At 71.0% G+C, this 12,810-nt stretch carries 16 protein-coding genes, 1 tRNA gene and 1 pseudogene; 14 read left to right on the top strand and 4 right to left on the bottom strand.

Going from position 1 to position 12,810, the window contains the following annotated elements; genetic code table 11:
* Positions 1-562: 562 nt before the first annotated feature.
* Both ACIRFL_RS19980 and ACIRFL_RS19975 read right to left on the bottom strand, forming a co-directional pair.
* A complete protein-coding gene (locus ACIRFL_RS19980) occupies positions 563-2,578 on the bottom strand; it encodes a GTPase (RefSeq protein ID WP_404030114.1) in 2,016 nt (671 codons plus the stop codon).
* A 309-nt stretch (positions 2,579-2,887) separates the two neighbouring features.
* Positions 2,888-4,495 (bottom strand): GTPase domain-containing protein, encoded by a 1,608-nt coding sequence (locus ACIRFL_RS19975; RefSeq protein ID WP_404030036.1) that lies wholly within the window; start codon positions 4,493-4,495, stop codon positions 2,888-2,890.
* A gap of 320 nt (positions 4,496-4,815) precedes the next feature.
* On the opposite strand from ACIRFL_RS19975, the gene ACIRFL_RS19970 reads away from it, so the two are divergent.
* A tRNA-Arg gene (locus ACIRFL_RS19970) sits at positions 4,816-4,888 on the top strand.
* Between the two features lie 113 nt (positions 4,889-5,001).
* Complete coding sequence (locus tag ACIRFL_RS19965; protein ID WP_404030035.1) at positions 5,002-5,973, top strand: tyrosine-type recombinase/integrase; 972 nt, start codon at positions 5,002-5,004, stop codon at positions 5,971-5,973.
* 58 nt (positions 5,974-6,031) lie between these two features.
* Here the strand turns inward: ACIRFL_RS19965 and ACIRFL_RS19960 are convergent, their stop codons facing one another.
* On the bottom strand, positions 6,032-6,220 hold the full coding sequence (locus tag ACIRFL_RS19960; RefSeq protein ID WP_404030033.1) for a hypothetical protein: 189 nt from the start codon (positions 6,218-6,220) through the stop codon (positions 6,032-6,034).
* 163 nt (positions 6,221-6,383) lie between these two features.
* A complete protein-coding gene (locus ACIRFL_RS19955; RefSeq protein ID WP_404030031.1) occupies positions 6,384-6,767 on the bottom strand; it encodes a hypothetical protein in 384 nt (127 codons plus the stop codon).
* Between the two features lie 113 nt (positions 6,768-6,880).
* Between ACIRFL_RS19955 and ACIRFL_RS19950 the strand changes: the two are divergent.
* The 12 genes and pseudogenes from ACIRFL_RS19950 to ACIRFL_RS19895 all read left to right on the top strand — a co-directional run.
* Positions 6,881-7,198: pseudogene (locus ACIRFL_RS19950) on the top strand (helix-turn-helix domain-containing protein); the annotation flags it as partial.
* 70 nt (positions 7,199-7,268) lie between these two features.
* Entirely contained in the window at positions 7,269-7,595 is a 327-nt protein-coding gene (locus ACIRFL_RS19945) for a hypothetical protein (RefSeq protein ID WP_404030029.1), read from the top strand.
* A 92-nt stretch (positions 7,596-7,687) separates the two neighbouring features.
* Positions 7,688-8,059 carry a hypothetical protein gene (locus ACIRFL_RS19940; protein ID WP_404030028.1) on the top strand — a complete coding sequence of 124 codons (372 nt, stop codon included), beginning with the start codon at positions 7,688-7,690 and terminating at the stop codon, positions 8,057-8,059.
* Entirely contained in the window at positions 8,059-8,970 is a 912-nt protein-coding gene (locus ACIRFL_RS19935) for a hypothetical protein (RefSeq protein WP_404030026.1), read from the top strand. The genes ACIRFL_RS19940 and ACIRFL_RS19935 overlap by 1 nt, the downstream gene beginning before the upstream one ends.
* Positions 8,967-9,350 (top strand): hypothetical protein, encoded by a 384-nt coding sequence (locus ACIRFL_RS19930; RefSeq protein ID WP_404030024.1) that lies wholly within the window; start codon positions 8,967-8,969, stop codon positions 9,348-9,350. Before ACIRFL_RS19935 ends, ACIRFL_RS19930 begins: the two co-directional genes overlap by 4 nt.
* A gap of 106 nt (positions 9,351-9,456) precedes the next feature.
* On the top strand, positions 9,457-9,630 hold the full coding sequence (locus ACIRFL_RS19925; RefSeq protein ID WP_404030022.1) for a hypothetical protein: 174 nt from the start codon (positions 9,457-9,459) through the stop codon (positions 9,628-9,630).
* Entirely contained in the window at positions 9,627-10,151 is a 525-nt protein-coding gene (locus ACIRFL_RS19920; protein WP_404030020.1) for a hypothetical protein, read from the top strand. Before ACIRFL_RS19925 ends, ACIRFL_RS19920 begins: the two co-directional genes overlap by 4 nt.
* A 3-nt stretch (positions 10,152-10,154) precedes the next feature.
* The gene (locus ACIRFL_RS19915; protein ID WP_404030018.1) at positions 10,155-10,979 is read left to right on the top strand and encodes a hypothetical protein; all 825 of its coding nucleotides are present in this window, start codon (positions 10,155-10,157) and stop codon (positions 10,977-10,979) included.
* Positions 10,980-10,993: 14 nt separating this feature from the next.
* On the top strand, positions 10,994-11,581 hold the full coding sequence (locus ACIRFL_RS19910; protein ID WP_404030017.1) for a hypothetical protein: 588 nt from the start codon (positions 10,994-10,996) through the stop codon (positions 11,579-11,581).
* 85 nt (positions 11,582-11,666) lie between these two features.
* Positions 11,667-12,104, top strand: a complete 438-nt coding sequence (locus ACIRFL_RS19905) for a hypothetical protein (protein WP_404030015.1) — start codon at positions 11,667-11,669, stop codon at positions 12,102-12,104.
* 20 nt (positions 12,105-12,124) lie between these two features.
* Complete coding sequence (locus ACIRFL_RS19900) at positions 12,125-12,379, top strand: hypothetical protein (RefSeq protein ID WP_404030013.1); 255 nt, start codon at positions 12,125-12,127, stop codon at positions 12,377-12,379.
* A 66-nt stretch (positions 12,380-12,445) separates the two neighbouring features.
* Complete coding sequence (locus ACIRFL_RS19895; RefSeq protein WP_404030011.1) at positions 12,446-12,808, top strand: hypothetical protein; 363 nt, start codon at positions 12,446-12,448, stop codon at positions 12,806-12,808.
* The last annotated feature ends 2 nt before the right edge of the window (positions 12,809-12,810 follow it).

The raw sequence follows: 12,810 nt of genomic DNA, 5'->3' as shown, positions 1-12,810 counted from the left end.
GACGAGGACTGCGGGCTCACGGGGACTGCGAGCGGACGGGGACCGCGGGTTCAAGCGGCCGCGGGCCGACGAGGACTGCGGGCTCACGGGGACTGCGAGCGGACGGGGACCGCGGGTTCAAGCGGCCGCGGGCCGACGAGGACTGCGGGCTCACGGGGACTGCAGGCTCACGGGTGCGCCGGGCTCACGCGGGCTCTGGGTGCCCCGGATCCACGCGACCTGTGGGCTCAGGGGGTGCGCCGGACCAGGACCAACAGACGCCGCGAGACCACGGTGTCCCGGATCCACGGCCGCTACGGACGCACGGGCGCGCCGGGCTCAGTGGGCTGCAGGGCAACAGGCTGCGGGCCACGGGGGCGCTGGACCAACGCGCCGCGGAACCAGGGTGCCCTCGATCCACGGCTGACCCGCCGGTGCCGCACCCACCGGGCCCCCGATGCCCCGCCCCGTCACCGCCCACCGACATCCGCCGAACCCACCGGCGCCGCCCGCCGACGCGCGCCCCGTCCGCTGGTGTCGGCCGCACCCGTTGCGTGGCGGTCCGCCGGTGGCTGGCGTTGGGCTAGCCCACGCCCGCTGGGGATCGGGTGACTCGGCCGTACTGTTCGCGTACCTCCTGGTAGCGCAGGAGTTCCGCGGCCAGTGCGTCCAGTACCCGGGCCCGGCCGCAACCCGCCGCGGCCTCGCGCAATCGGCGTTCCGCCTCCTGCCCGTACCGCCGTGCGGGCCCGCGCGCCGCCATCCGGCAGCTCCACTCGACGATCGGCCCGCCCACGATGCCGGCCACCATCAGCAGCACCGGCACCCCCAGATTCGGCGCCATGACCCCGACGATCTGCCCGACCAGCCACAGCCCGCCCACGATCTGGACCAGGGTCATGGCCGCCTGGACCAGCACCGCCGCCGGCCACCAGCCCGGCCGCGGCGGCCTGCTCGGCGACAGCCCGGTCCGTGCCGCCAGTTCGTCCAGCGCCTCGGGCAGCCCCTGGGAGCCCCGTACGGCCGCCTCGCGCACCGCCTGCGCCCACGGCGCGGGCAGCCCGGCCGACGCCCGGTCCGACACCGTACGCACCGCCTGCTCGACGCGCTGCCGCGCCGTGGCCTCCTCGTCCGCCTGGGTACGCACGAGCAGCCGCCCGGTGGGCGCGTCGAGCCGTTTCTGGTACCAGCGCCACAGCCGCAGCCAGGGCGTTCCGCAGGCCCGGTTGGCGTTGCGCAGCCAGGCGCGTTCGGCGGCCTCGCCCGCCGCCGTGGCGCCCACGGCGTCCGCGAGCCGCGCGGAGAACTCCTCCCGCGCCTCCTCGGTGAGCCCGGAGCGCCGCCCGGTGGCGTACACGGGCCGCAGCCCGACCGCGGCGGCGTCCACGTCGGCCGAGATACGGCGGGCCGGCGCGCCGCGCTCGGTGACGAACCGGCCAAGGGCCTCGCGCAGTTCGGGGATGCCCTGGCCGGTGAGCGCGGACAGGCTGAGCACGGTCGCGCCCGGCTCGCCGTGCTCGCCGAGGGCGACCCCGTCCTCGTCCAGCAGCCGGCGCAGATCATCGAGTACCTGGTGGGCGGCGTCACCGGGGAGCCGGTCGATCTGGTTGAGGACGACGAACATGACCTCCGCGTGTCCCGCCAGGGGCCGCAGGTAGCGCTCGTGCAGGACGGCGTCCGCGTACTTCTCCGGATCGACGACCCAGATCACCGCGTCCACGAGCTTGAGGATGCGGTCCACCTGCTCGCGGTGCTGCACGGCGGCCGAGTCGTGGTCGGGCAGGTCGATCAGGACCAGTCCCCGTAGCTGCGCCTCGGCCTCCGGGCTCTGCAGCGGACGCCTGCGCAGCCGTCCCGGGATGCCCAGCCGGTCGATGAGGGTCGCCGCGCCGTCACTCCAACTGCACGCGATGGGCGCGGCGGTGGTCGGCCGCCGTACCCCGGTCTCCGAGATGGTCACCCCGGCGAGGGTGTTGAACAACTGGGACTTGCCGCTGCCGGTGGCACCCGCGATGGCGACGACGGTGTGCTGCCCGGAGAGCTTGCGCCGTGCCGCCGCCTCGTCCAGCACCCGGCCCGCCTCGGCGAGGGTGACGCTGTCGAGCCGGGTACGGGAGAGCCCGACCAGTTCACGCAGGGCGTCCAGTTGCGAGCGCAGCGGGCCGTCGTACGCCAGTGCCGCCGAGGTCTGCGGAGTCGACGCGCGGGGCTCGACCAGGGAGGGCTGGTCGGCGTCGGCGGTCTCGGTCACGCGCCGCGCGATGAGCCCGTCGTCCCAGGCGCCCGCGGAGTCCGCGCCCTCCACGGACTCCATGCCGCCCGCCGACTCCGGGGTGGTGCTGGGGCCAGTGGAGTCGGTCTGGCCTGTGGAGCCCATGGGACTGATGGGATCCGGAGACCGGGTGGCGCCCGTGCCACGTGCCGCATCCCTCCCACCCGCGGACTCCCCGACGCCCGCAGATCCCCTGACGCCCGCGGACTCCCTGACGCCCGCAGATCCCCTGGCGTCCGCAGATCCCCTGGCGTCCGCGGCGTCCGTGGTCCCCGACGCGGCGGTCTCGTCCGCCACGCGCGCGTGGTCCGCAGGTTCGTCCGTCATGCGTACGTGCCCCCCAGGATCGTCCATCACGCGCGCGTGCCCGGCGTCGTCGCCGGAGCCAGAGCCGGAGCCGGAGCCGGTGTCGATGTCGGTGTCAGAGTCGGCGTCTCGCCTCCGGGCCCGCTCTGGCTCGCCGCCCTCGTCGGCGTGGCCGGTCTCGGCCGCGTCCGCTCCGGGGACGGCGTTCCCGGGCTCTGCAGCAGGGGCGCTCTCAGGCTTCTCGCTGCTCGGAGCGGCCTTCCGCGAGGCCGTGTCGCCGGTGTGATCGGTGTGCTCCGTGTGGTCCTGGTCAGTGACGGCGGTCACCGGTCACCTCTCCTTCTGCAGTACGGACAGGGCGGCGATGAGTTCGGCCTGGGGTTCGGGGTGGACATCGAGGACGTCGAGCGGGGCGAGACGGCGCTCACGTTCGCTGTTCATGACCCGGTCCAGGTACTCGGCCAGCCGGTTTCCGGCGCGCTCGCGCAGCCGTGTCGCGCGGTGCGCGCCCAGGCGGTCGGCAAGGCCCTCACCGGCGGTCCTGGCCCGGCGCCCGCCCAGTACGACGGTGGCGGTCAGGGCCGCGACGACCTCCGGGTCGGGCGCGACGCTCCGTTCCAGCTCGCGCACCTCCTCCTCGGCGTACTCCTCGACCTCGCGCCGCCACCGCCGTACGGCGAGGCCGATCCGGTGCTCGGCGCTCTCCGGCGAGGGATCGCGCTCGGTGAGCCCCGGTGCGGTCGAGGCCGGCTCGCGCCGCCATGCCTCGTCGACGCGCTCGTCGGCGGCGGTGACGGCGCACAGAAGCAGCGCGGCCAGGCTCCCCACCAGGGCGTCGAGCAGTTCACCCGCGGTGCAGTCGAGGGGGAAGGCGCGCCAGCGCTTCAGCGCGTCCCCGGCCAGCACGGTCCCGGAGTTCAGCCGGCCCCGCACGCGCGCGTGCTCGGTCTCGTACGCCCTGTCGACCGCGGTGACCAGCCGCACCGCCGCCGCGTACTGGGCGGCGGCGGCGCCGGCCAGTTCGGGCATGCGCTTCTTCAGCGAGTCGAGGACGCCGTACGCCGTGCGCGCCATGATGTGCTGCCGGGCGCCCGGGTCCTGGGCCTGGTGGGCGAGCCAGTTCCACAGCGGGGCCACCGCGGTGGTGGGCAGCAGGCCGCCGCCCCAGGCGGACTCGGGCAGCTCGGGCACCGTGAAGCGGGGCACCTCGCCGAGGCCGGCCTTGGTGAGCAGGGCGCCGTACTGCCGGGAGACCTCGGAGACGACCTGGTGGGGCACCCGGTCGAGGACGGTCACCAGGGTGGCGTCGTACTCCTTGGCGGTGCGCAGCAGGTGCCAGGGCACGGCGTCGGCGTACCGGGCGGCCGTGGTGACCATGATCCAGATGTCGGCGGCGCAGAGCAGCGCGGCGGCGAGGACGCGGTTGTCGGCGACCAGGGAGTCGATGTCGGGGGCGTCGAGCAGGGCGAGCCCGCGCGGAAGGCTCTCGGCGGTCTCGATCCGCAGGACGCGCGCGGGGTCCTCGCCGGGGAGCAGCAGATCGTCCCCCGGGTCCTGCTGGGGCACCCACACGCGCGTGAGGGCGGGCAGCACCCTCATCCCGCTGAACCAGTGATGGTCCTCCGGATGGCACACCAGGACCGGGGTCCGGGTGGTCGGCCGCAGCACGCCCGCCTCGCTGACCCGCCGCCCCACGAGTGAGTTGACGAGCGTCGACTTGCCCGCGCCGGTGGATCCGCCCACGACGGCCAGCAGGGGCGCTTCGGGGCTGCGCAACCGGGGCACCAGGTAGTCGTCGAGCTGGGCGAGGAGTTCGTCGCGGTTGGCACGCGCGCGTGGGGCCCCCGCCAGGGGCAGCGGAAAGCGTGCGGCGGCGACACGGTCGCGCAGGGCGGAAAGTGCGTCGAGCAGCTGAGGCCGTACGTCCAAGGTCACCACATGCGAAGAATGCCCAATTTTAGGGGAATTCTGAAGCATATGGCGTTGTCTGCGTGCCGACAGGACACAACGGGCGGAAGGGATGACTGGGACACGGGCACAGCTCAGGCATAACGAGTGCACAACACCCGGTGCGCGAGGCGCCAAAAGCGATGCACGATTCGCACCTGCCTGCGATTATCAGGATCGCTTCACCGAACCTCCACATTGAGCCACGGAGGCGAAGCAACAGGGACACGGATGCGGGAGCCCTATCCTTGTCCCCGGCAACGTCACGGATCGGCCCGCACCCGGGCACCACGAACGAGGCCACCACACCGGCCCCCGTAGCTCAGTGGATAGAGCAGGCGCCTTCTAAGCGCTTGGCCGCAGGTTCGAGTCCTGCCGGGGGCGCAAACACCTTCTGACCAGCGGAAACGCTGGTCTTTTTCATTTCTGGCGCGATGCACATCGCTCCCAGACCAAGCGCCTTGACCATCCACGATCGTGTACACCATCGTGGGGTCATGGCAGATGAGCGGTACGACATCGGGCCCATGGTCGCCTCCTGGCTGCGCGCCCTGAAGTCCGAGAACAAGTCCGACAACACCATCCGAATCTATGGATACGCGGTCAACTCGCTCGCTTGGTTCCTGCTCGACGAAGAAGACGGCTACCACTCGACCATCAGCGAGGACGGAACTCCCATCCGCCCCGCACCCACCGACCTCAGCGAGATCCACCGCGAGCACGTTCAGGCGTACATCGCAGCCACTATCAAGCGGACCTCGGCGGCGAATGCGCACCAGCATTACCGGGCGCTGCGGACCTTCTTCAACTGGTTGGAGGACGAGGAAGAGATCGAACGTTCCCCCATGCGGACGATGAAGCCGCCGGCGGTCACCGAGAAAGAGGTGCCCGTCATCTCCGAGGACGACCTCCGGAAGCTCTTCAAGGCGTGCAGGGGAAAGACCTACGCCGACCGCCGCGACACCGCCATCCTCTTCCTGTTCCTGGATACGGGCGTGCGGCTGTCCGAACTGACCGACCGTCGGGTCGGCGATCTGGACCTCGACATGATGGTGCTGCGCGTCCTCGGCAAGGGCAACAAATGGCGGCCGGTGCCGTTCGGCCGGACCTGCGCGACCGCCCTAGACCGGTACCTGCGCGCCGCAGCGAAGCACAAGGGCAAGCCGCTCGATGAGAACATGTGGCTATGGTGGGGCGATCGCGGACAGAAGGGCCACCGGCTCACAATCTGGGGCGTGGGGACGATGCTGAAACGGCGGTGCGCCGAGGCCGGAATCGACCCGGTGCACCCGCATCAGTTCCGGCACACCTTCGCGCACCTGTGGAAGAAGAACAACGGCAACGAGGACGACCTGATGCGCATCACGGGCTGGAGGTCGCGGCAGATGCTGTCTCGTTATGCCGCATCGGCCGGCATCGAACGGGCCCGGCTGGCGCATCGATCCCTGTCTCCCGGGGACCGGCTGTAGAGGGAGGAGGGCCCGGTCGGCACATCGGGCTCTCCCTCCTGTTCACCCTCTGTAACTGTCATGCGGTGGTGTACGCCACCTCGAAGCCGTCGCGCACGAGCCTGGGGATGCTGATGCAGAGCCAGGCGAGCGCGGCGGCTTCTTCTATCTGGGCGGGGTCGTAGGCAGCTCTGACCTGCTCCCCCTGGTCTGCATACATCACGGGTACGCCTTCGGTGAGGGTGGCGCGTTCGAGATGCACGGTCACATGACCCCCCTTGTCCCGCGTGTCCACTGTCCGGGCACAGCCCTGTTCGCACACGCGTTCGATCTGCGCGAGGCGGCACCACTCTACGCCGCGTAGTCAGATTCACGCAGCAGGTAGGCGGAATGTGCGCGACCAGCGTGGGGAAGTGGCAATACGCTCGGGGCTACTGGCCGGCTTCCGAGCGCCACTTCTCGGCCATGGCCCGCTCGGGCGCGCCTGGTTCAGCATCCAGGCGGCGCAACAGCCTGGCCGGGGCGCCGCTCTTCAGCTCGGAATCCTCGTAGCCGATCAGCTGCAAGTGGGCCGCGGCGGCGACGATTTCCCGGTCAAGACGCAGGCCGGCCGCGAGGGCGCCGATCAGCTTGGGGTCGACCCCGTAGCTCTGGCCGCGGACGATCTTCCCGATGAGGCCATTACTCGGTTGGTACCCGGTGTCCTTGTCGATGGCGACCTTGACGAAGGCGGCCACGCTCATCTTGCCGGGACCCGTATGGGTGCCGACATGCTGTTGCACCAACTCGGTCAGTGCGTCCCGCCGCTGAGTCATCAGGTGCCTCTTTCCGCTCAGGTGTCCCAGAACACCCGCCGTATGGGGTACCAAAGTCGCAGGTCAGCCAGTACAACCCTTTGAGTGACGCGCAACATTGTCCATGAATACGGATGTGGATGATATGCCGTTCGCCCGCCTTGGCTAAATCTTGGCGGCCTGCGGTGGTGGACAACGCTCAAGCGGTGTGCTTGGGTATCCACATCCACGGACGTGGATGGACGGAGAAGCCCGTGAAAGACGAACGCCTGCGCCTGACCGACGGCGACCTGCTGCGCAAGCTGATGAAGCGCGCACCCGGAGGGCCGCTCAGCATCCGGCGTCTGGCCGAAGTCGCCGGCACCTCCAAGACCCGCATCGACGACCTCCTGCACGGCCGGTACCCAACGGTCCCTCCCGAGGTTGCGACACGGATCGCCCAAGCCGTCGGCGTCCACCGCGCTGCTCTTTTCATGCCCGATGCATCCACGTCCGTGGATGTGGATAACCAGGGAGGCTCTGTTGAACACCAGCGAGCGCGCGATGCGGAACCGCATCGCCGCATACCACAGCTGGGCCAACACGACGGATCGGTCCGCGCGTACGGCAGCCGCGCGCAAGGCGTCGCACCACGACCGGTTCATCAAGCAGGCCCGCGAGAAGCACCCGGACGGCACCGAGGAGCAGATCACCGCCGCGGCTGAGGCGCTGAAGAAGGCGCACTACACGGAGATGGCCCGCCGCTCGGCGCAGGCCCGCCGTATCCGCAGCGAGACGGCCAAGAAGAGCAAGGCCGCGCGCGTCGCCCAGCTGCTGGGCGAGTCCGGCGCCACCACGGCCGTCGCCTGACGAATCCCCTGAACGCCGAAGGGCCGCCCGACTTTGCCCGCCTGGCGACCCCCGACCGGCGCCTCAACTACCGAGAGAAAGCCGAGGTCACCGTGACCACAGAGACTACCGCGATCAGTCCGCCGACGATCGGCGGGCAACTCCCCGCCATTCAGGCGCTGTCCGCGCTCGCCGAGCAGCACCCCACGCTGCCCGCCGCGTACATCACCGTCCAGGAGCCGGCCCCCAGGTACAACACCGACGCGCGCTTGGACGTTCAGGTCGACGGCCCCGCGTTCGAGGCGTGGCGGACCGCGCTCGGCGCGGACCCGGCGGCTGTCGTGCTGCACACCACGGTCTCCAACACGTGGCTGGCCGTGGACACCACGTACGAGGGTGTCCGCGTCCACCTCGCCGGATTCCAGGGACCGCTCAGCCGCGCCCAGGTCGACGCACCGCGCGACACCACGGCGGTGAGCGCCTGATGCCCCGCGAGGCTTACATCGAGCGGAAGTTCAGCCCGCGCAGCATGGCGCTAATCGAGAAGGCCGAGGAGATCTGCCGGGACTACGCACGGCAGGGCTTCGACTTGACGCTGAGGCAGTTGTACTACCAGTTCGTCGCTCGGGACCTGCTGCCCAACAAGCAGTCCGAGTACAAGCGGCTCGGCAGCGTCGTCAACGACGCACGCCTGGCGGGCCTGCTCGACTGGGATTACATCGTCGACCGCACCCGGAACCTGCGCGGCCTCTCCCACTGGGACAGCCCGCACTCGGTCATCCGATCGGCAGCCTCCAGCTACCGCACCGAGCGCTGGGCGGGCCAGCCGCACCGCGTCGAGGTGTGGATCGAGAAAGACGCCCTGGTCGGCGTGATCGCCGGAGTGTGCCAGCGCTACGACGTCGACTACTTCTCCTGCCGCGGCTACACATCGCAGTCCGAACTGTGGGGCGCAGCCCAGCGGATGATCGCCTACCAGAGTGCCGGCCAGAAGCCCGTCATCATCCACCTCGGCGACCACGACCCATCCGGCGTGGACATGACCCGGGACATCCGCGAACGCCTGGAGCTGTTCGAGGCCCACGTCGATGTCCGCCGGATCGCTCTGAACATGGACCAGGTCCGGGAGCACAACCCACCGCCCAACCCGGCCAAGCTGACCGACTCGCGCGCCAGCGGCTACATCCGCGAGCACGGCCGCAGCAGCTGGGAGCTGGACGCCCTGGACCCGACGCTGCTCGACCAGCTCATCGAGGAGGAGATCTGGTCCTGCCGCGACCTCGACCTCTGGGACGCCGCGACCACTGCCATGGACCGCGAGCGCCGGTTGCTGCGCACTGTCGCCAGCCGCTGGTCGGAGGTCGCCGCACTCGTTGACGAGGACGGTGACGCGTGAACACGCGGGCCGTGAACGCCGCGGCGGGCGTCATCACCGCCGCCCTGCAGCAGGGCCGCCAGACCCCCGCCGGCATCGCCATCGCGCTGGACTCCGCGCAACTCCTCCAGTCCCCGGAGACGGCCGCCGAACTGGCACGGCTGCGGGCCGAGCGGGAGAAGTACGTGCTCGTTCCGAAGTGGGAGTACGAGCTGATGGAGCGGCAGCGGGAGCGGGCGGCACACGCCGAGGCCCGGCTCGCCGAGTACGAGCGGCCCGCTGACGAGGACCCCATCGCCTACGCGCTCACCTCGAAGGCCGATGCTGCGGCCGACCGGCTGACCCGCCTGTTCGCTCCCACCCAGGTGCTGCGCGCCGAGCTGGACGGTGAGCGCCCGTGACCGCGATCGAATGGCTCCTCTGGGGCGCCGTCGTCTGGGCCGTCTTCCTCGTCTACGCCGTGCTCGACGTGCCGTCGCTGCTGGCCCGCTGGAAACGAGGCCACAGGTGAACGTCGAACGCGGCAGCGACTACCGCGTCACCGCCGACCGCGAGGTCACGCCCGAGCAGCGCGTCGCCGCCTCCCGGGTCGTGCTGCGGCACGCCCGGTCGCACGACGACCTCCGCTATCTGCTCGACCTGCTCGGGCTCAACGACAAGACCAGCAAGGAAGACGCATGACCCGCGAACTCCCGCACGACCCGTACATCACCGCCGTCCGTGATGCGCTCACCGCCGCCGGCCTGAATCTTACCGATCACTGCTGGACCGACGATGGCGAGACCCGCGGCACGTACTGCTACCTCAACGCGGTGGTCACCCTCGACCCGAGCGGCACGGTCGGCGAGATGGCCGAGGACATCCCCGCCGGGACCCCCTGGCCGCATGGGCTGCTGCTGATCTGGGAGTGGCACACCGGCATCGAGGCCGAACAGGGCGAGCCCGACAAGGGCCCGCAGTGGTTGTTCGCCGAGCTGAAGGACGACGGGAGCAGCGCATATCCGACCGTCCTGCCTGTCGTTGGCTACGCAAGCCCGGCCGCCGTCGTGGAGGCCGCTCGCAAGGTCATCTCCCGCGAGATCCGGCCCACCAGCTTCGACGGCGGCTGGTCCACCTGGACCGGCGACCTGATCGGCGACTCGTGGGAACGGCACGCCGAGCTGGATGCCGCCTGCGCGACCTGGGCCGCGAAGGAGGCGTGAGCGATGGCGCCGCGAACCAGTGGATCCGACGAGGTCGGCGAAATGCTCGCCGAGCGCATCGCCGCACTCATCGTCGACACCGCCCGCAACGCTCCCCGCTCCCTCCAGAAGCGGCTCGGGCCGTCCGAGGTCGGCGACCCCTGCGAGCGGCGCCTCACCTACAAGCTCCTCGACTGGCCGCGCGCGGCCGGCGAGAGCGACCCGGCCGCGAGCATCATCGGCACCGGCTTCCACACCTGGATGGAAGAAGCGTTCGAGCGGAAGCAGACGACGCTCCCGGACGGCCGGCCGCGGTACAAGGTCGAGGAACGGGTCACCGTCTACGACAGCCCCATTGAGGCCGCCATCGTCGCGGGCAGTACCGACCTGTTCGACCGGCTCACCGGCACCGTCTGGGACTGGAAGCTCGTCGGCCACACCAGCCAGGACGAGTACCGGCGCAAGGGCCCCGGCCCCCAGTACCGCACCCAGGCCCACCTGTACGGGCTCGGCCAGGAGAACGCGGGCGAGACCGTGAAGCGCGTCGCGATCTGCTTCGTCGGCCGCTACCACGAACTCCGCGTCCACGTCTGGACCGAGCCCTATGACCGGCAGGTCGCCCTCGACGGACTCGCCCGCCTCGACCGCATCCGCGCCCGCCTCACCAACACCGCCGCCGCGGCCAGCGACTACGGCCCCGGCTGGTGGACCCAGATTCCCACGAGCGAACAGGCGAAGTGCCGGTTCTGCGAGTGGTTCAAGCCCGGCTCGACCGACCTCACCGTCGGCTGCCCCGGCATCCAGGCCGACCGCCCCGCGCGGCACGGCTTCGAATCCCTCATCGCATAAGCACAGGAGTATCAGTGGACGCGAACAGCTTCCTCATGGGCGGCGGCGGAGCCCCCACCGCCAAGTTCCCCACCCCCGGCACCGTCGTCGGCGGGCACATCACCGAGCAGCCGAGCGTCGAGCAGCAGCGCGACATCCAGACCGGCGACAAGAAGTTCTGGGCCGACGGCAACCCGATGATGCAGCTCGTCGTCACCGTCCAGACCGACCAGCGCGACCCGTCCATCGAGGACGACGACGGCCGGCGCCGCATCTTCGTCAAGGGCCAGATGAAGAACGCCGTCGCCGATGCCGTCCGCCAGGCGGGCGGGCGCGGCCTGGAGGTCGGCGGCATTCTCCGCGTCCGCTACAGCCACGACGGCGAGCAGAAGCAGCGCGGGTTCAGCCCGCCGAAGCAGTACGAGGCGCACTACACGCCCGCAGCCGCCGCGCAGTTGCAGGGCCAGCAGCCCACCGCCCCGGCCGCCGCGCCGCCTGCGCAGTACGCCGCCCCGGCCCCGGCCGCCGTACCGGCCGGCGTCAACCCCGTCACGGGCGAGATCACCAGCAACTACGCGCAGCCCGCCCCCGCCGCCCCGCAGGGCAACGAGCCCCCCTTCTAACCCGCGGCCCCGCCAGCACCGCCCGCCACCGCTGCCCACCCGCGCGGCGGCGGGCGGGCCAACCCACCACCGAAAGGACCGGGCAGTGACCGACCGCCCGTACACCGACGACGACCTTCGCGCAGAAGCCGCGAGCCAGCACGCAGCCCTCACCGAGGACCCTGACTTCATGGGGGTCGGGGAGCGGATGGAGGACGACATCGTCGCCTCGACCGAGGCCGACGGCGACGGCAAGACCTGGGGCGAATTGCTGGACCCCGACGGCGACGACGACGAGGCATGGGACGCCGCGCAACGTCGCATCCACGACCTGATCAGCGGCGCTGCCGACGTCTCCGAATGGGCCGTCAACCTCGGCGCCGACGGACTGGAGCCGCTGCCCGAACAGCTCACCGCGCAGACCGACAACGGCCCCTGGTTCCGCCTCCACTTCGCCGTCCGCCCCGACATGCCCGACGACATACGCCGCGCACTCGTCGAGGGCGTCGGCGCCGAGATCGCCAAGCACTTCCCGACCGCCTGACCCAGCAGAAAGCACACGCCATGGCCAAGGTCACCATCGACGCCGAGACCGCCCGGCACGTCCTCTTCCACTACGACGCCCAGGGCGGCTTCCGGCCCGGCCGGTTCACCGTCCTGCTCATGCAGGCGATCGACGCCGCCGACGTCCTCCACACCGCCCGGCTCGCCACCGCCTACCCCGAACTGTCCGCCGCGATGGACATCGCTGCCAACCGCCCGGACGGCATCGCCCGCCTCCAGCGCATCGCCGGCATTCCCACCGCCCCGGCCAACTGACCCGCCCCGCGCCGCCGCTGGCACACGCGGCGGCGGGCGGACCAACCCGAGAAAGCGAACCACTCCGTGACCAGCCAGACCGAGACGACGACCGAGCACACCGACGTCGCCGCCTTCCTCGCCAGCCACCTCGGCGGACGCACCTCCACCGAACTCTCCGCCGAGTTCCACACCCTGCTCGACGCCGTGAAGACCCACGGCAAGAAGGGCTCGATGACCATCACCATCGTCATCGACCCGCCCACCAACGGCGTCGACTCCGCCCCGATGCCCATCGGAGTCGAGTCCACCGTCAAGGCCCCCAAGCCGACCCCCGTGAAGTCCCTCTACTTCCTCGACGGCGACGGCAACCCCGTCCGCGAGGACCCCCGCCAGATGGCCATGGACTTCCGCACCGCCCCCGCCACCGACACCTTCAAGGACGCCTGACC

Origin of the sequence: Streptomyces sp. NPDC102462, from assembly GCF_044765425.1 — a bacterium.
Classification (GTDB): domain Bacteria; phylum Actinomycetota; class Actinomycetes; order Streptomycetales; family Streptomycetaceae; genus Streptomyces.
The sequence above is the reverse complement of the archived record's forward strand: the minus strand, read 5'-3'. Positions and strand labels throughout refer to the sequence as shown.

Bases quoted from the DNA above. Each gene is read 5' to 3' on its own strand.
- ACIRFL_RS19965 (WP_404030035.1), top strand. From the start codon at position 5,002: ATGGCAGATGAGCGGTACGACATCGGGCCCATGGTCGCCTCCTGGCTG.
- ACIRFL_RS19920 (WP_404030020.1), top strand. From the start codon at position 9,627: ATGACCCGCGAACTCCCGCACGACCCGTACATCACCGCCGTCCGTGAT.
- ACIRFL_RS19955 (WP_404030031.1), bottom strand. From the start codon at position 6,767: ATGACTCAGCGGCGGGACGCACTGACCGAGTTGGTGCAACAGCATGTC.
- ACIRFL_RS19980 (WP_404030114.1), bottom strand. From the start codon at position 2,578: ATGACGGACGAACCTGCGGACCACGCGCGCGTGGCGGACGAGACCGCC.
- ACIRFL_RS19915 (WP_404030018.1), top strand. From the start codon at position 10,155: ATGGCGCCGCGAACCAGTGGATCCGACGAGGTCGGCGAAATGCTCGCC.
- ACIRFL_RS19900 (WP_404030013.1), top strand. From the start codon at position 12,125: ATGGCCAAGGTCACCATCGACGCCGAGACCGCCCGGCACGTCCTCTTC.
- ACIRFL_RS19935 (WP_404030026.1), top strand. From the start codon at position 8,059: ATGCCCCGCGAGGCTTACATCGAGCGGAAGTTCAGCCCGCGCAGCATG.